General features: G+C 67.1%; 18 protein-coding genes and 2 tRNA genes. 8 read left to right on the top strand and 12 right to left on the bottom strand.

The window, feature by feature from the left end:
• The first annotated feature begins 91 nt into the window (after window positions 1-91).
• Both B141_RS0107845 and B141_RS49050 read left to right on the top strand, forming a co-directional pair.
• On the top strand, window positions 92-931 hold the full coding sequence (locus tag B141_RS0107845; protein WP_020574607.1) for a DUF4097 family beta strand repeat-containing protein: 840 nt from the start codon (window positions 92-94) through the stop codon (window positions 929-931).
• A gap of 13 nt (window positions 932-944) precedes the next feature.
• The gene (locus B141_RS49050) at window positions 945-1,085 is read left to right on the top strand and encodes a hypothetical protein (RefSeq protein WP_157180872.1); all 141 of its coding nucleotides are present in this window, start codon (window positions 945-947) and stop codon (window positions 1,083-1,085) included.
• A 77-nt stretch (window positions 1,086-1,162) separates the two neighbouring features.
• Here B141_RS49050 and B141_RS0107855 read toward each other — a convergent pair.
• The 11 genes from B141_RS0107855 to dnaA all read right to left on the bottom strand — a co-directional run bounded on the left by B141_RS0107855 (window position 1,163) and on the right by dnaA (window position 13,228).
• A tRNA-Ala gene (locus tag B141_RS0107855) sits at window positions 1,163-1,235 on the bottom strand.
• 29 nt (window positions 1,236-1,264) lie between these two features.
• Window positions 1,265-1,405 (bottom strand): DLW-39 family protein, encoded by a 141-nt coding sequence (locus tag B141_RS50235; RefSeq protein ID WP_020574609.1) that lies wholly within the window; start codon window positions 1,403-1,405, stop codon window positions 1,265-1,267.
• Between the two features lie 124 nt (window positions 1,406-1,529).
• Window positions 1,530-1,604 (bottom strand) — tRNA-Ile (locus tag B141_RS0107865).
• A 117-nt stretch (window positions 1,605-1,721) separates the two neighbouring features.
• Window positions 1,722-2,414 (bottom strand): DUF3566 domain-containing protein, encoded by a 693-nt coding sequence (locus tag B141_RS51330; protein ID WP_237742645.1) that lies wholly within the window; start codon window positions 2,412-2,414, stop codon window positions 1,722-1,724.
• Entirely contained in the window at window positions 2,411-4,933 is a 2,523-nt protein-coding gene (gene gyrA, locus B141_RS0107875) for a DNA gyrase subunit A (RefSeq protein WP_157180878.1), read from the bottom strand. Before gyrA ends, B141_RS51330 begins: the two co-directional genes overlap by 4 nt.
• A gap of 115 nt (window positions 4,934-5,048) precedes the next feature.
• Window positions 5,049-7,007, bottom strand: coding sequence for a DNA topoisomerase (ATP-hydrolyzing) subunit B (gene gyrB / locus B141_RS0107880; RefSeq protein WP_337587599.1), 1,959 nt, complete (start codon window positions 7,005-7,007; stop codon window positions 5,049-5,051).
• A gap of 299 nt (window positions 7,008-7,306) precedes the next feature.
• The gene (locus B141_RS0107885; protein ID WP_020574613.1) at window positions 7,307-7,858 is read right to left on the bottom strand and encodes a DciA family protein; all 552 of its coding nucleotides are present in this window, start codon (window positions 7,856-7,858) and stop codon (window positions 7,307-7,309) included.
• Window positions 7,859-7,916: 58 nt separating this feature from the next.
• A complete protein-coding gene (gene recF / locus B141_RS0107890; protein ID WP_020574614.1) occupies window positions 7,917-9,029 on the bottom strand; it encodes a DNA replication/repair protein RecF in 1,113 nt (370 codons plus the stop codon).
• A gap of 21 nt (window positions 9,030-9,050) precedes the next feature.
• Complete coding sequence (gene gnd / locus B141_RS39500) at window positions 9,051-9,959, bottom strand: phosphogluconate dehydrogenase (NAD(+)-dependent, decarboxylating) (protein ID WP_051114009.1); 909 nt, start codon at window positions 9,957-9,959, stop codon at window positions 9,051-9,053.
• A gap of 86 nt (window positions 9,960-10,045) precedes the next feature.
• The gene (gene dnaN, locus B141_RS0107900; protein WP_020574616.1) at window positions 10,046-11,194 is read right to left on the bottom strand and encodes a DNA polymerase III subunit beta; all 1,149 of its coding nucleotides are present in this window, start codon (window positions 11,192-11,194) and stop codon (window positions 10,046-10,048) included.
• A gap of 465 nt (window positions 11,195-11,659) precedes the next feature.
• The gene (gene dnaA, locus B141_RS0107905) at window positions 11,660-13,228 is read right to left on the bottom strand and encodes a chromosomal replication initiator protein DnaA (RefSeq protein WP_420313581.1); all 1,569 of its coding nucleotides are present in this window, start codon (window positions 13,226-13,228) and stop codon (window positions 11,660-11,662) included.
• 457 nt (window positions 13,229-13,685) lie between these two features.
• Between dnaA and rpmH the strand changes: the two genes are divergently transcribed.
• From rpmH to B141_RS0107920, 5 genes are all read left to right on the top strand, one after another.
• Window positions 13,686-13,820, top strand: coding sequence for a 50S ribosomal protein L34 (rpmH, locus tag B141_RS47165; RefSeq protein ID WP_084678165.1), 135 nt, complete (start codon window positions 13,686-13,688; stop codon window positions 13,818-13,820).
• Window positions 13,821-13,859: 39 nt separating this feature from the next.
• Window positions 13,860-14,225, top strand: coding sequence for a ribonuclease P protein component (rnpA, locus tag B141_RS47170; protein WP_337587600.1), 366 nt, complete (start codon window positions 13,860-13,862; stop codon window positions 14,223-14,225).
• Window positions 14,222-14,482 carry a membrane protein insertion efficiency factor YidD gene (gene yidD, locus B141_RS47175; RefSeq protein ID WP_084678167.1) on the top strand — a complete coding sequence of 87 codons (261 nt, stop codon included), beginning with the start codon at window positions 14,222-14,224 and terminating at the stop codon, window positions 14,480-14,482. Before rnpA ends, yidD begins: the two co-directional genes overlap by 4 nt.
• A 3-nt stretch (window positions 14,483-14,485) precedes the next feature.
• Window positions 14,486-15,454 carry a membrane protein insertase YidC gene (yidC, locus tag B141_RS0107915; RefSeq protein ID WP_020574619.1) on the top strand — a complete coding sequence of 323 codons (969 nt, stop codon included), beginning with the start codon at window positions 14,486-14,488 and terminating at the stop codon, window positions 15,452-15,454.
• Window positions 15,455-15,528: 74 nt separating this feature from the next.
• A complete protein-coding gene (locus B141_RS0107920) occupies window positions 15,529-16,101 on the top strand; it encodes a Jag family protein (RefSeq protein WP_020574620.1) in 573 nt (190 codons plus the stop codon).
• A 16-nt stretch (window positions 16,102-16,117) separates the two neighbouring features.
• Here the strand turns inward: B141_RS0107920 and B141_RS52195 are convergent, their stop codons facing one another.
• Window positions 16,118-16,240 carry a hypothetical protein gene (locus B141_RS52195; protein WP_272944068.1) on the bottom strand — a complete coding sequence of 41 codons (123 nt, stop codon included), beginning with the start codon at window positions 16,238-16,240 and terminating at the stop codon, window positions 16,118-16,120.
• Window positions 16,241-16,246: 6 nt separating this feature from the next.
• Between B141_RS52195 and rsmG the strand changes: the two genes are divergently transcribed.
• Window positions 16,247-16,762: a 16S rRNA (guanine(527)-N(7))-methyltransferase RsmG gene (gene rsmG, locus B141_RS0107925; protein ID WP_237742649.1), complete on the top strand. Its 516-nt coding sequence runs from the start codon at window positions 16,247-16,249 to the stop codon at window positions 16,760-16,762.
• The last annotated feature ends 168 nt before the right edge of the window (window positions 16,763-16,930 follow it).

Below are 16,930 nucleotides of genomic sequence, written 5' to 3' on the forward strand. Positions count from 1 at the left end.
CTCATCGAACGGGTGGTTGGTCACGACATCGACATCGACCACGCGTCCTCACCAGCGGAGACGCCAGAAAGACCTTCAGGAGAGCACCGTCATGACAACCTTCGACACCCCTGAGCCGATCTCGGCGACGGTCGACATCGTCTTCGGAAGCATCCAGTTCAAAGCCAGCGACCGCGCCGACACCGTGGTCGAGGTCCGCCCGGTCGACCCGTCCTGGGAGCTGGACGTCAAGGCCGCCGAACAGGCCAAGGTCGAGTTCGCCAACGGAAAGCTGATGGTCAAGCACCCGAAGCTGCGTACCGCGTTCAACAACAAGTACGGCAGGGTCGAGGTGCTGGTGGAGCTGCCTTTCGGGTCGGACGTGCAGGGTGACACCGCGAAGGGCGACTACCTCGTCGAGGGCGTGGTCGGCTCGTGCCAGCTGAAGACCCCCACCGGGAACATCCGGGTCGAGCAGGCCACCGGCGTGCAGCTGAAGACCACCAGCGGCAAGGTGAACGTGGACCGCGTGACCGACCAGGCGAACGTGAGCGGGAACGGGGACATCCGGATCCGCCAGGTCGACGGCGGCGCGGTGGTCAAGAACATCGGCGGCGAAACCTGGGTCGGCGAGGTCGGCGGCGACCTGCGGGTGAAGTCGGCCAACGGCGGCATCACCGTCGACGTGGCGCTTGCCGCGGTCGACGTCAAGACCGCCAGCGGCGACATTCGCGTCGGCGAGCTTGGCAGCGGCCCGGTCGACCTGTACACCCCCAACGGCGAGCTGGAGGTCGGCATCCCCCAGGGCACCGCCGCCCGGCTGGACGCGCACACCTCGGCCGGCCGGGTGCGCAACCACCTGGAGGCTCTCGACGCCTCCGAACAGTCCGACCGGACCGTCAAGGTGCGCGCCCGCAGCCACGGTGGTGACATCATCGTCCGCCGCGCCTGACCCCGCTCGCCGGATGCCGCGGGCCTTCCGGCGAGTGGAGGTCGCGGCGCTGGCGGTCGCGCTGCTGGCCGGTGCGGCCACACCCGGGGTGGCCACCGCGGACAGCACGGCCGTGCCGAAGGCCGCTGCCGGGCAGGATCCGCCAGCGGCCTAGGTCTACCGGGCTGTACCGACGATATCTACTACTCTGCGTACAAAAGCGCAGGTCAGACCACAAAATTGAATTCTCGGTGGAGACGAGGGGACTCGAACCCCTAACCCCTGCCTTGCAAAGGCAGTGCTCTGCCAGTTGAGCTACGCCCCCAGGATGACGCCGATGCGTCCCGGCGCCGCTTAGTGCAACACTCCGGAAGGTGGCACCGGGTCGGTTGCTTCCGCCCAGAGGTCCTGCCCCGCCTTCTCTGACTGGAGCCGCCGGTAGGCAAGCCAGCCGCCAAGGATGACGAGGGCTGCGAGGAGAGCCTTCTTGGCCATGAGGAGCCTCCTAGGAGCGGCACCGGAAACCTGAACTGAAAACGCGGCCAGCGCCTGGTGAGCGTGGGTGCGGACGGCCTCGCGCCGACCACCACGCTCACCTTCGCTGTGCCGCTCCGGTGGGTGGGCCTAACTGGACTTGAACCAGTGACCTCTTCCTTATCAGGGAAGCGCTCTAACCGTGCTGAGCTATAGGCCCGGGCGCCGATGAACGTTACCCCAACCCTAGCGTCCCGCCCAAACCGGGCTGGCAGCGGAGGGTCCACACGCCGCCGCGACCCTGGAATCGTCGCTGATCGCAGGGCGGTGACTTCGGTCAGTCATCCTCGGCAAGAGTGACCTCGAGGCCTCCGAGCAGGCTTGCGGAGAGGTTGTAGAGGAACGCGCAGAGTGTCGCGATCGCGGTGATCAGCACCACGTCGACGACGCAGATCAGGGCGGTGAATCCGAGGACCCGCTGAAGCCCGACGTAGTCCTCGAGGTTGAACCGGGTGTCGGAGGCGCTACCGAGGACGTCGGTCACCGTGCGGCTGATCGAGTCATAGACCCCGGCGGCCTGGAGCACGTACCAGACAATCGTGACGGCCACCACCGTGACGATCGCGAAGGCGATCGACAGCAGGAAGGCGGTCTTCATAACTGACCACGGGTCGACCCGGACAGCGCGGAGCCGCGCTCGGCGTACCCGCCCGCCCGGGGTCTCCGGACGGGTGGGCGGAGTGGGAGCGACCTCGCGCGGGCGGAAGCCGTTGCCCTCCCGTGCGCGGTTGGGATCCGGTCGCTGCGGATCGGGACGGCGGACATCCGCTCGAGGTGGCACCGGCCGCGGGGGTGGCTGTGACGCCTCCAACCGTGGCGCTGCCTTCGCGGGCGTCGCCGTCGCCGGCGCTGCCTGGGTCGCCTCGGACTGCCCTCCACTCGGTCGTGCGGGCCCGGCCGGATTGCCGGTGCCCCCCGACGTGGAGATGACCTGGGTAGCGGATTCTTCAGGCCCGCCGTTCCGTGTCACGTGCTGTCCTCCTGGCTGTCGGCCCGGGCCTGCTCATCCGGACCATCGGTACGCCCATCATCCGTGGGCAGGTCCCCGTCCGTCTCTGGTTTCGCCTCGTCTCCAGCATCGTCCTCGGTGCTCAGCGCGATCGCAACGACTGCATCGCCTTCGCGGACGCCAGCGAACTTGACGCCCATGGTGTCACGGCCCTTGACCGGGACGTCGGCTACGGGACTGCGGGTGACCTGTCCACTAGCCTTGACGCTCAAGACCTCGTCTCCGTTGCTTACGACGACCGCGCCGACCAGAGAGCCGCGCGCGTCCGAGATCCGCATCGCCTTGATTCCGAGTCCACCGCGGCCCTGGCGTCGGTACTCCGAGACCGTCGTACGCTTCGCATACCCGCCGTCGGTGACCGTGAAAACGAACTGACCCTCCTCCTGGCCAGCCCGGATCACCGCGAGGGACAGGAGCTCGTCGTCCTCCCGGAAGCGCATGCCGGTCACACCCGAGGTGACCCGCCCCATCGGCCGCAGCTGCGACTGGTCGGCAGGGAACCGGACGGCCTGCGCTTTGCGCGACACAAGCAGGAGGTCATCGTCATCGCTGACCAGTTCCGCGCCGATGAGCTCGTCCTCGGGGTCGCGGAAGTTGAGGGCGATGATCCCGGCCGCGCGGTTGGAGTCGTACTCCCGCAGCGCGGTCTTCTTGACCAGGCCCTTCTGGGTCGCGAGCACGAGGTAGGGCGCCTGCTCGTAGTCGGCGATCGCCAGCACCTGCGCGATCTTTTCGTCCGGCTGGAACGACAGCAGCCCCGCGACGTGGCCACCCTTGGCGTCCCGCGCCGCCTCGGGTAGCTCGTAGGCCTTGGCGCGGTAGACCCGACCACGGTTGGTGAAGAACAGGATCCAGTGGTGGGTACGCGTGACGAACAGGTGGTTGACCACGTCGTCGCCACGAAGCGACGCACCGCGAACGCCCTTGCCGCCCCGGCGCTGGCTGCGGTAGAGGTCGGTCTTGGTCCGCTTGGCGTAGCCGCCCATCGTGATGGTGACGACGACGTCCTCGTCGGGGATCAGGTCGGCGGCGGTGAGGTCACCGTCGGCCGGGATGATCTGGGTACGCCGGTCGTCGCCGTACTTGTCGACGATCGCGGTCAGCTCCTCGGCGACGATCGCCCGCTGCCGCTCAGGGGAGGCCAGGATGTCCTGCAGGTCGGCGATCCGCGATTCGAGCTCTTGCAGGTGTTCGATGATCTTCTGGCGTTCGAGGGCGGCGAGTCGACGCAGCTGCATGTCGAGAATCGCCCGCGCCTGGATCTCGTCGATCTCGAGCAGCTCGATCAGCCCGGTGAGAGCCTCGTCAACCGACTGGCTCCGCCGGATCAGGGCAATGACCTCGTCGAGGGCGTCGAGCGCCTTGACCAGGCCGCGATAGATGTGGGCTTCTTCTTCGGCCTTGCGGAGCCGGAACCTGGTGCGCCGCTGGATGACGTCGATCTGGTGGTCGATCCAGTGGGTGATGAACAGGTCGAGGGAGAGCGTGCGGGGCACGCCGTCGACCAGGGCCAGCATGTTGGCCCCAAAATTGTCCTGCAGCTGGGTGTGCTTGTAGAGGTTGTTGAGGACGACCTTCGCGACCGCGTCCCGCTTGAGCACGACAACCAGCCGCTGGCCGGTGCGCGAGGAGGAGTCGTCGCGTACGTCGGCGATGCCAGCCACCTTGCCCGAGTCGGCGAGCTCAGCGATCCGCAGGGCGAGGTTGTCGGGGTTGACCTGGTAGGGCAGCTCGGTGATGACCAGGCAGGTGCGGCCCTTGGCGTCCTCTTCGATGTCGACGACCGCGCGCATGGTGATCGAACCACGGCCGGTGCGGTGGGTGTCCTCGATGCCACGGTGTCCGACAATCAGCGCCGCGGTCGGGAAGTCGGGCCCCTTGACCCGCTCCATCGCGGCGTCGAGCAGCTCCTCGCGAGTGGCGTCGGGGTGCTCGAGGGCCCAGAGCGCGGCATCCGCGACCTCGCGCATGTTGTGCGGCGGGATGTTGGTCGCCATGCCGACCGCGATACCGGCCGAGCCATTGACCAGCAGGTTGGGGAACCGGCTCGGCAACACCTTGGGCTCAAGGGTTTTGCCGTCGTAGTTGGGCCGAAAGTCGACGGTCTCCTCGTCGATGTCGCGCACCATCTCCATGGCAAGCGGTGCCATCCGGCACTCGGTGTACCGCATCGCGGCAGCCGGGTCGTTACCGGGCGAACCGAAGTTGCCCTGTCCCTGGACGAGCGGGTAACGCTTCGTCCACGGCTGGGCCAACCCGACCAGGGTGTCGTAGATCGCACTGTCGCCATGCGGGTGGTATTGACCCATGACGTCACCGACGACGCGGGAACACTTGGAGAAGCCACGATCGGGTCGGTAACCGCCGTCGTACATCGCGTACAGAATGCGCACGTGCACAGGCTTCAGACCGTCACGGACATCGGGCAGCGCACGACCGACGATGACACTCATCGCGTAGTCGAGGTAGCTGCGCTGCATCTCGGCCTGGAGTTCGACCGGGTTGATGCGCTGCGACGGCGGAGGCGGCGTGGCGGTGGTGTCTTCGGTCACAAGCCCTGTTCCTTAACAGAAATACAGAAGTAGCCGGGCACGATCAGATGTCGAGGAAGCCGACGTCCTTGGCGTTGCGCTGGATGAACGATCGGCGCTGTTCGACGTCTTCGCCCATGAGGATGGAGAAGATCTCGTCGGCCTGCGCGGCATCGTCAAGGGTGACTTGCCCGAGGATCCGCCCATCGGGGTCCATCGTGGTTTCCCAGAGCTCGTCGGCATTCATCTCACCGAGACCCTTGTAACGCTGGATGGGGTTTTCCTTCGGCAGCCGCTTGCCGGCTTCCTGTCCGGCGGCGAGGAGCCCGTCGCGTTCGCGGTCGTTGTACGCCAGCTCGTGCGGGGAGTTGGACCACCGGAGCTTGAACAACGGCGGCTGCGCGAGGTAGACGTAGCCGGCCTCGATCAGCGGCTTCATGAACCGGAACAGCAGGGTCAGAAGGAGGGTCGTGATGTGCTGGCCGTCGACGTCGGCGTCGGCCATCAGCACGATCTTGTGGTAACGCAGCTTGGCGATGTCGAAATCTTCGTGGATGCCGGTGCCGAGCGCGGCGATGATCGCCTGAACCTCGTTGTTTTGAAGGACCCGGTCGATCCGTGCCTTCTCGACGTTCAGGATCTTGCCGCGAATCGGCAGGATCGCCTGGATCCGCGGATCGCGGCCACCCTTGGCCGAGCCACCCGCGGAGTCACCCTCGACGATGAAGACCTCGCACTCGTCTGGGTTGGTGGACTGGCAGTCGGCGAGCTTGCCGGGGAGGCCGCCACCGCCGAGCAGACCTTTGCGGTTGCGGGCGAGGTCGCGCGCCTTGCGGGCCGCGACCCGAGCCGTGGCCGCCGCGATGCCCTTACGGACAATGTCCTTGCCCTCGCTGGGATTCTTCTCGAACCACTCGGCGAGCCGGTCGTACACCGTCTTCTGGACAAAGGTCTTGGCTTCGGTGTTGCCGAGCTTGGTCTTGGTCTGTCCCTCGAACTGCGGCTCGGTGAGCTTGACCGAGATGATCGCGGTCAGACCCTCGCGAACGTCCTCGCCAGAAAGGCGGTCTTCGGGCTTCTTGATCATTCCCCAGTCCCCGCCGAACTTGTTGACGAGGCTGGTGAGGGCCGAACGGAAGCCTTCTTCGTGGGTGCCGCCCTCGTGGGTGTTGATCGTGTTGGCGAACGTGTGGACCGACTCGGTGAACGAGGTGTTCCACTGCATTGCCACGTCCAGGCTCATGCCCGCGCCCTCGTCCTCGGCGTCGAAGGAGACCACGCTGCGGTGGACGGGATCCTTGGCGCCGTTGAGGTGGTTGACGTAGTCGATCAGGCCACCGTGGTAGCAGTAGAGGACCTCGCGGACTTCGCCGGTGTCGCTGAGTTCGATGCGTTCGTCCCGCAGCGCCATCGTCAGGCCCTTGTTGAGGAACGCCATCTCGCGCAGGCGAGTCGAGATCTGCTCGAACGAATAGACCGTCGTCTCGAAGATGTCGGGGCTGGCCCAGAACGTCACCGTCGAACCAGTCTCGTCCGTGGGCTCGTGCCTTTGCAGCGGGTGGTCAGGCACCCCCAGGTGATAGCTCTGTGTCCAGCGGTAGCCGGCGTTCTTGATCTCGACCTCGAGCAGGCTGGACAGTGCGTTGACCACGGAGACGCCGACGCCGTGCAGACCACCGGACACCTTGTAACCGCCGCCGCCGAACTTCCCGCCCGCGTGGAGGACGGTAAGAACGACCTCGACGGCGGAGCGTCCCTCGGTGGGGTGAATACCGGTCGGGAAGCCGCGGCCGTTGTCGACGACTCGCACCCCGCCGTCGGCGAGGAGCGTGACCTCCACCCGGTCGGCGTGGCCGGCCATGGCTTCGTCCACAGCGTTGTCGACGATCTCCGTCACGAGCTGGTGGAGTCCGCGTTCACCGGTCGAGCCGATATACATGCCCGGCCGCTTGCGAACGGCGTCCAGACCCTCGAGAACAGTGATCGCGCTAGCGTCGTACTGCGGCACCTCAGCAGTCGTCACGTGCGATTGACCTCCCGCCAAAAGACACGAAAGGGCCGCTCCGTGTGGACGTCCGGTGCCCGACGGAACGTGGCGCCCCAGACGGCGGAGCGGCCCTAAGTCCTCCTAGTGTACCTGCCCGGACACCCAGAGGCCCGCGTGGCAGGCCCCTGAAGCCACTCTGACCCGCGCAGCGGTAGGACAGGTACCCCCCTTCATGTCCGCGCGGCCGTAAAGCGATCTGCGGCGCTTCTGTCGGCGATGAGCGATGGCCCTCAGACACCGTCTGGACGCCGTCTCAGCGGCGTCGGGTCACCCCGTCAGCCGTACGTGTCGCGCGGACCGACGCCGTCCCGGGTGGTACGTGGTCCCTTCCGCCAACTCGGAGCAGCCGGGCCGAGCACGACCACCCGGCTGACGGTGCCGTCGCCGAGTTCTTCGTTCAGCCGCTTCACCAGGCTGGGGGCGAGGAGCCGGACCTGTGTGGCCCACGCGGTGGAGTCCGCCTGCACCGTCAGCTCCTGGTCGACGTAGCGCACGGCGCGGCAGTGCGCCGCCACGTCCGGTCCGACGATGTGGTCCCATCGGGCGATCGCGCCGGCGACGGCAACGCTGCTGGTCCAGCCGCGCTCGTTGACGAGCCGGTCGATGGTGGAGTCAAGCGCCTGTGGGTCCCGATCGTCAGGCCGCGCTCCCGACCGGGTCGAGCGGTCGCGTCCAGTCCTCGTCCGCCGAGTTTTCCGGCCACTCGACGTCCGGCCGGCGTGTTTGCCGGTCGCCCCGCGGGCTCCGGTGGCGGCCGCCGCACCGAGGGAGGCAGCCACCGCGCGGGCCAGGTCGAGCCCGGTGGGGTTCCAGGACGACTCCGACATGTCGCCATTCGCGCCAGGCTCAGGCGACTCAGTCGGCGGGGCCGGTCGCTGACGCCCGTCATCCGACACGGCGTACCTCACCTTCGGCGACGACGTGACGAACGCCGGTCAGCTGGGGTGGCACGTCCTCGGGAACGGCGGCCGTCACCAGCACCTGTTCCGCACCGGCCACGAGCGTCGCGAGGCGACTCCGTCGAGCACTGTCCAGCTCGGCGAAGACGTCGTCGAGGATCAGGACGGGTTCGCCGCCGTCGCCGCACAACAGGTCGTACGCCGCGAGCCGCACGGCAAGCGCCATCGACCAGGACTCACCGTGGCTGGCGTACCCCTTGGCGGGGAACTCTCCGAGGCTCAGCAGGAGGTCGTCGCGATGCGGGCCGACCAGGGAGACGCCCCGGCGGAGTTCATCGCTTCGCCGCTCGGCGAGCGCGTCGGTGAGCTTGTCGGCAAGCGCCGCCGCGGTGGTCGCGTCGCCGAGCTCGACGCCACTGCGATAGTCGATCCGGGCCTCCTCCTGGGCGGGGGAGACGTGCGCATACGCCTTCGCGACCAGGGGTTGGAGCACCTCGACCGTCGCCAGGCGAGCGGCCAGAAGCTCGCCACCCAGCCGAGCGAGGTGCGCGTCCCAGGCGTCCAGCGTCCGGAGCGCGCCCGCGGACGCCTGAGCGGCCGTCTTGAGGAGGGTGTTGCGCTGGCGGAGGACCCGCTCGTAGTCCTGGCGTACGCCGGCCAGCCGGGGGGTACGGGCGACGAGGAGTTCGTCGAGGAACCGGCGGCGGGTGTCGGGATCTCCCTTGACCAGGGCCAGGTCCTCGGGAGCGAAGAGGACGGTACGGAGGACGCCGAGCACGTCACGGGTTCGCGACACCGGCGCGCGGTTGAGCCGCGCCCGGTTGGAACGCCCCGGGGTGATCTCGATCTCGATCAGGGCGTGCCGCCCGTCCCGCACCACGTCGCCCCTGACGATCGACCTGGTCGCGCCGGACCGCACGAGTGGCCCGTCGTTCGGGACGCGATGGGATCCGAGCGTCGCGAGATAGCCGACCGCCTCGACCAGATTGGTCTTGCCCTGGCCGTTCTGCCCCACGAAGACCGTGACGCCTGGCTCGAGGGGAAGCTCGACGCCGGCGTAGTTACGGAAGTCGGTGAGCGACAGGTGAGCGATGTACACGGGAGCTGACCGCCGAGGCGCTCAGGGAGCTTCGGTGTCCGGACGGACCGCAGTCGCGTCCGGGTGGACCGCGTGGCCGCCGAACTGGTTGCGCATCGCCGCGATCGCCTTCATCGCGGGGGAGTCGTCCTGGCGGGACGCGAACCGCGCGAAGAGGGCAGCGGAGATGGCGGGCATGGGTACGGCGTTCTCGATCGCCGCTTCGACCGTCCAGCGTCCTTCGCCGGAGTCTTCGGCGTACCCCTTGATCGTGGCGAGACCGTCGTCCTCTTCGAGTGCGGCGACCAGAAGGTCGAGCAGCCACGACCGGATGACGGTGCCCTCCCGCCAGGACCGGAACACGTCGGTGACGTTGTCGACGATGTCGGTGGCCTCGAGCAGCTCGTAGCCCTCGGCGTACGCCTGCATGAGGCCGTACTCGATGCCGTTGTGGACCATCTTGGCGAAGTGGCCGGCACCCACCTTGCCGGCGTGGACGAACCCGAACTCGCCCTCGGGCTTCAGCGCGTCGAACGCCGGTTGGACCTTCGCGACGTGTTCGGCACGGCCACCGCACATGAGGGCGTAGCCGTTGGTACGACCCCACACGCCACCGGACACGCCGCAGTCGACGAAGCCGATGCCCTTTGTGGCGAGCAGCTCTGCGTTGTGGAGGTCGTCGGTCCAGCGGGAGTTGCCGCCGTCGACGACGACGTCCCCCTCGCCGAGCAGGTCGGACAGCTGCCTGATCACGGACTTGGTCGGCGGTCCGGCCGGCACCATCACCCACACCACGCGGGGGCTCGCCAGCCGTTGGGTGAGTTCGGAGAGGCTGGCCGCGTCGGAAACCTCGGGGTTGGTGTCGTAGCCGACGACCGTGTGCCCCTTCGCGCGAAGGCGTTCGCGCATGTTGGCGCCCATCTTGCCCAGGCCAACGAGCCCGATCTCCATGACGACCAGTCCCTCCACTCCACGACAGGTCCGGTGCTCACCTTCCAGGCAACCACCCTGGGGCATGGGCGTGAGTCCCGCGGGGGTTAGTTCTGCAGGCGCACCGGCATGAGCAGGTAGCGGTAGTCGGTGTTGGGCTCGGCGTCGGCCGCGGCCAGTCCGGTGAGGACCGCTGGGCGGGTGGGTTGGGTGAACGAGAACTGCGCCACCGGCGCTTCCAGCGCCCCGAGCCCGTCGAGGAGGTACTGCGGGTTGAAGCCGATCGTCAACGACTCGCCCTCGATGGCGGCCTCGATCGACTCCGATGCCTGGGCCTCGTCGCTGCTGCCGGCCTCGAGCGTGGCCTGACCGTCGCCGAGCGTCAGCCGGATGGGCGTGTTGCGTTCGGCGACGAGGGCGACCCGCTTGAGCGACTCCACCAGCGGGGCCGTCTCGACCCGCGCGACCGTCTGCTGCTCAGGCGGGAAGAGCGTGCGGTATTTCGGGAACTCACCGTCAAGGAGCCGGGTGGTGGTGCGGCGCATCGTGCCACCGCTGATGCCCGCGAAACCGACAAGACCCTCGCCGGTGCCAGAGCCGGGCACGGCAAGCGCGATCGTGACATCGGAACCGGACGCGAACGCCTTGGCGGTGTCGGCGAGAACGCGAGCAGGCACGAGCGCGGTGGCGGACAGATCGGGCTTCTCGGGCGTCCAGGAGAACTCCCGGACGGCGAGTCGGTAGCGGTCGGTGGCCGCGAGCGTGACGGCCGAGCCCTCGATCTCGATTCGTACGCCGGTGAGGACCGGCAGCATGTCGTCGCGTCCTGCCGCCACGGCCACCTGCGAGACGGCGTTGGCGAACACATCGCCCTTGACGATGCCCGACGCGGTCGGCATCTCCGGAAGCTCGGGGTAGTCCTCGACGGGCAACGTCTGGACCGTGAACCTCGCGCTGCGGCAGGTCACCACGACCTTGCCGCCGTCGGCGGTCAGGTCGACGGGTTGGGCCGGAAGGCTCCGGCTGATGTCGGCGAGGAGGCGTCCGGACACGAGGGCCGAGCCTTCGCTGGTGACCTCGGCCGGGACCTGGACGCGTGCCGAAGTCTCGTAGTCGAAGCCGGACAGCAGGAGCTCACCGTCTCTGGCATCGATCAGCATGCCGGCGAGGACGGGCAACGAGGGGCGGGACGGGAGGCTGCGTGCCACCCACGCCACAGCATCGGCGAGGACATCACGGTCGACACGGAACTTCACCGCTCATCGCCTCCTCGACATAGGGCAGCCCACGGTGAGAGAGCACGACCGTACACCGGGGCGATCGGGACGTGTCGCGCCGGGGCGGACCGTCGGGTTCGGGGGCAGGGACGGTGCGGTCCCCAGATCGCGCCGTTGTGGATTGTGGAGTTTTTGTAATTCACGTGAGGAGACTCAGCATCGTCGTAGGTTCGGTGGACACTGTGGATAAGAAGGATTTCTGCAGGTCAGAACTCTTTCTGTCATCCACGACGGTTGTGGGTCGAGCTTGGGATAACCGGGGTCCCCTGTGGAGCGTTGCCGGCCATCCCACGCGATCCACACTCCTTCCCCGTCTGCTTCCCCGTCGATCCACAGAGTTGTCCCCAGGGTGTGAGGAGTAAGCCGCAGCTGCGATCAAACGTGATGAAAAGGAACATTCGACCGCGATGGCTCGCTACACATCGGGAGAAGCCGGCGACTGGGTCAGGACGAGCGGGCCTGTTGCTTGATGCGGTTCGTCAGCTCAGTGACCTGGTTGTAGACACTGCGGCGTTCGGCCATGAGTTGGCGGATCTTGCGGTCGGCGTGCATGACCGTCGTGTGATCGCGGCCGCCGAACTGCTGCCCGATCTTGGGGAGCGAGAGGTCCGTCAGCTCCCGGCAGAGATACATCGCGATCTGCCGTGCGGTGACGAGCACCCGGCTACGGCTCGACCCGCACAGGTCGTCCATGGACAGCCCGAAGTAGGACGACGTCTGCGCCATGATCTGGCCGGCGGTGATCTCGGGTTCCCCGCCGGTGGGGATGAGGTCCTTGAGCACGATCTCGGCGAGCGCGAGGTCGACCGCCTGACGGTTGAGACTGGCGAACGCCGTGACCCGGATCAGCGCGCCCTCGAGCTCCCGGATGTTCGTCTGGATCTTGCTGGCGATGAACTCCAGCACCTCCGGCGGCGCGGTGAGGCGTTCCTGGGCGGCCTTCTTGCGCAGGATCGCGATCCTGGTCTCGAGATCCGGCGGCTGGATGTCGGTGATCAGGCCCCACTCGAACCTGTTGCGCAGCCGGTCCTCCAGGGTTTCCAGTCGCTTCGGCGGCCGGTCGGAGGAGATCACGATCTGCTTGTTGGCGTTGTGGAGCGCGTTGAACGTGTGGAAGAACTCCTCCTGCGTCCGCTCTTTGTTCTCCAGGAACTGGATGTCGTCGACGAGCAGGACGTCGACGTCGCGGTAGCGGCGCTGGAACGTGGGTGCCTTGTCGTCCCGGATCGAGTTGATGAAGTCGTTGGTGAACTCTTCGCTGGAGACGTACCGGATCCGGGCGTTCGCGTAGAGATTGCGTACGTAGTGCCCGATGGCGTGGAGCAGGTGGGTTTTGCCGAGTCCGGAGTCGCCGTAGATCAGCAACGGGTTGTACGCCTTGCCCGGGGCCTCCGACACCGCCACGGCCGCGGCGTGCGCGAAGCGGTTCGACGAGCCGATGACGAACGTGTCGAACATGTACTTCGGATTGAGCCGCGGGGGCTCGCTGTCGGCGCGTACCGGTTGACCAGGTGGTGCTGACGACAGTGCGAACGCGTCGGGATTGCTCGGGCTGACGGCGAGCCCGGAACGCTGCGGCTCGTCGTGGTCGGGCAGCGGGGTCGCGCCCGGTGGCATCGACCCAGGGCCGGCGGCGGTGCTTTCGTCGGCGTCCGCGGACCGGGGCTCATCGACATCGTCGACGTCGTCCAGAGACAGGGAAGGCTCAACGGTGATCGCGAGCCTGACCGGCTGGCCGAGCGCTGACGTCAGCGCCTCCTCCAGGCGGGGGCGCAGTTTCGTCTCGAGTTGGGTCCGTGTGAAGTCGTCGCGGACAGCGACGATGGCGGTGTTGCCGTGTAACGTGACCGGCCGGCTCTGTGCCAGCCACACCCGGTGGGTAGGTCCTAGCTCCTGGTCGAGGTCATCACGGACGTGTCGCCAGGTGGCACTCAACGCGTCAGGCTCTGCGGCCACTGCGCCACTCCCGTCTCCGTCAGGCGGTTCGATGCCCCGTGCGCTTGCGAGCGTCACGGCGACGCGGGTGAAGCACTGCCGTGGCTCTTGGTGAGCGACTCCGGTGGCCGGATGACATCCACAGATCCTTCCACAGCCTGTGCACAATCGCTGTGGAAGACCTTAGGGGGTCGAGGAACGTAGCAACCTCACAACGGGCACATCAAGGGTTGTTCACGCTCAAGGCGCCAGCTTTGGGCTGATTCTCAGGGCGGCTCCGGCGTGTCGAGTCGACATCAAGACGGCCGACTTCAAGACTTGGCGGTTGCCCTCGCGCCGGCGAGAGAGACCCGGTTTGACCGAGCGACCGGCCGGCCCGTACCGTGGATCGGTCACGATGCCGTTCTCTCGGCGATCGCCGTATGCTCACGGACAGTCGCAATGTCACGCTGGAGGCGTGCGCTGCGCCGCGGGTGGACGGTGTCGTCGAGCAGCCGGCACCCGCGATCTTCCTCAATGACCCGGGAGACTCCCTGTGAAGCGCACATTCCAGCCCAACAACCGGCGACGCCACAAGACGCACGGGTTCCGGCTGCGGATGCGGACCCGTGCTGGCCGCGCCATCCTCGCTGCTCGACGGCGCAAGGGGCGCCAGCGCCTCGCCGTCTGAGACGGCTGAGGTCCCGCCCAGGTCGAACTCGATGTCGTGGTGCCGACTCGTCATCGGATGCGCCGCTCGGCTGACTTCGCTACGGCTGTTCGCCGTGGCCGCCGAGCGGCGCGGTCGACGTTGGTCGCCCACCTGGTGGTTCTCCCCGACGGGGAGCTACCGAGGGTCGGATTCGTGGTGAGCCGAGCGGTTGGTCAGGCCGTGGTCCGCAATTTGGTACGCCGAAGGCTCCGGCATCTGGCGCAGGATCGACTTGGTCTCCTGCCCGCCGGAACCTTACTCGTCGTACGCGCGTTACCGTCGGCAGCGAGGGCGTCTAACGAAGAGTTGGCACGTGACCTCGACGCGGCGCTAGGCGTAGTGGTTGCGCGGCCGCGGTTTCTCGCGTCGGAGAGTGCGCGGTGAAGACCGTTCTTGTAGTACTACTCAAGGGCTACCGGATGTTCGTGAGTCCCTTGTACGGCCAGGTGTGCCGCTATCACCCGTCCTGTTCGGCGTACGCCCTGCAGGCGATCGAAACTCATGGGGCTCTTCGCGGCAGCTGGCTGGCGATTCGCCGGCTGGCACGTTGCCATCCCTGGACGCCCGGCGGATACGACCCTGTACCGCCGGCCCGACCGCGCGCCGGCGTGGGCGCGCCAACCCACATCCGAGGTGCGTGAATCGTGACTTGGTACGACACGATCCTTTCCCCGCTCTACTTCGTCGTGTCGTGGATCATGCGGTCATTCCACACGATCTTCTCGCCACTCCTCGGGCCCGACTCCGGCTGGACGTGGGCGCTGTCGATCGTCGGTCTGGTCGTGGTGATCCGGATCCTCCTGATCCCGCTCTTCGTCCGCCAGATCCGGGCGAGCCGCAACATGGCGTTGCTCCAACCGAAGGTTCGTGAGCTCCAGAAGAAGTACGGCCATGACCGGGAGCGGATGGGCCAGGAGCTCATGAAGCTCTACAAGGAGAGCGGTACCAACCCGTTCTCCTCCTGCATGCCGATCCTGCTGCAGTCGCCGATCTTCATCGCGCTCTTCCGCGTCCTGGATGGTGCGGCCAACGGTGTGGTTCGAGGGAGTGGTCTCAACAAGGACCTCGTCGACTCGCTGCGCCACGCGACGATCTTCGGCGCGCAGATCTCAGACAAGTTCATCGGCGCCAACAGCCTGAACGTGCAGATCGTGACCGTTGTCCTCATCCTTCTGATGACGGCGACGACGTTCACGACGCAGCGGCAGCTGATGCGCAAGAACATGCCGCCAGAGGCGCTCACCGGTCAGTACGCCCAGCAGCAGAAGATCCTCCTGTATGTCCTGCCGCTCGTCTTCGCCGTAGGTGGCGTGAACTTCCCGGTTGGTGTGCTCATCTACTGGTTCACCACCAACCTGTGGACGATGGGTCAGCAGTTCTGGGTGATTCGCCGGAACCCCGCGCCGGGTACCCCCGCCTACGAGGCGTTCCAGCATCGGAAGTCTCGCAAGGCCGAGCGCAAAGGCGTGGGGGTTCTCCTGCCAGGCTCGAAGGGAGCCCAGAATGGCGCGGCGGCGGCCGCCGTCGATGGCAGCGAGGCGGAAGCCGCGGCGCCAGCCGTCAGGCGGGTCCAGCCGCAGCGGTTGCCCCGGAGTAAGCGTAAGAGTCGTTGAACGTGACCACGGCGTGGTGCGTTCCGATGGTTTGTGAGGCGCCGGCCCATGGCGCAGACATGAAGGAGTAGGTCGTGACTGAGGGCGCAACCTCGTTCGTTGACGACGACAACGTCGACGACGGTCGAAACGACTCCGGCGCGGAGGCGGGCTCCGGCCGGCCGAGCCGCACCGAGTCCCAGGAGGACCAGATCACCCGCCTCGAGGGCGAAGGTGACGTTGCCGCGGACTATCTCGAGGAGCTTCTCGACATCGCGGACATCGACGGTGACATCGACCTCGACGTCGAGGGTGACCGGGCGATGGTGGCCATTGTCGGTGGTGACCTCAAGAATCTGGTCGGACGGAACGGCGAGGTACTGGAGGCTCTCCAAGAGTTGACCAGGCTCGCCGTCTATCGCGAGACGGGAGAGCGTAGCCGGCTGATGCTGGACGTTGCCGGCTACCGCGCTGAGCGCCGGAGTGAGCTCGTTGCTCTGGCGGAGAAGGTCGCACAGGACGTAGCGGCGACGGGTGAACCGGTTCGAATGGAGCCCATGACGCCGTTCGAGCGCAAGATCATCCACGACACGGTGGCGGCGAAGGGACTGACAAGTGAGTCGGAGGGCGAAGAGCCCGAACGCAGGGTTGTCGTCCAGCCGGCGTGAGTCGACGAACCACGTTTCACGTGGAACGAACCCGCTCATCAGTGCCCCAGCGGCGCCGGCGGTCGCGCAGACGCTCTTCGGTGAGCGGCTTGAGGCCGTCGAACGGTACGCCGATCTCCTTGCCGGCCCGGGCGTCCAACGCGGACTGCTCGGCCCGCGCGAGGTCGGGCGGCTATGGGACCGACATCTTCTGAACTGCGGAGCTCTGGGCTCTCTGATCCCGCACGGAGCCGACGTGTGCGACGTCGGCTCCGGCGCAGGGCTCCCGGGTCTCGTCCTGGCACTGGCTCGGCCGGACCTGACCGTCACGCTCATCGAGCCACTTCTTCGTCGAGCCACCTTTCTTTCCGAAGCGGTCGACGCCCTGGGGTTGACTAACACCCGCGTCGTACGTGCGAGGGCCGAGGACCACAGCGATCTCTATGACACGGTCACGGCCCGCGCGGTGGCGCCGCTGCCGCGATTGGTTCGTGTCACGCTTGGCCTCTGCCGCCCCGGTGGTTCAGTCTTGGCGATGAAGGGGGAACGCGCGGCCTTGGAACTCGCGGAGGTCGAGCCTGAGCTCGCGGCACACGGGGTCGCGAGCTGGACTATCGAGCGGCTCGGAGAAGGTCTTCTGGAGACCCCCACAACCGTGGTGCGATTGGTCGCGCGAAGTTGACGGAGCTTTGAAAGGGCGGGCGTAGGGCCAGGTGCCCTCGTCCGGTGAGGGGAGTATGACTGTGACGGAGGCGCACGTGGCGGTTGGTCTTGGATGGCCCACCGAGTCGCTTTCCACACCTGGTGATGCAGCTGTGGATTCAGGTGAGCGACGGCAGGTGCACCATCG

Source organism: Actinopolymorpha alba DSM 45243 (assembly GCF_000373925.1).
Classification (GTDB): Bacteria; Actinomycetota; Actinomycetes; order Propionibacteriales; family Actinopolymorphaceae; genus Actinopolymorpha; species Actinopolymorpha alba.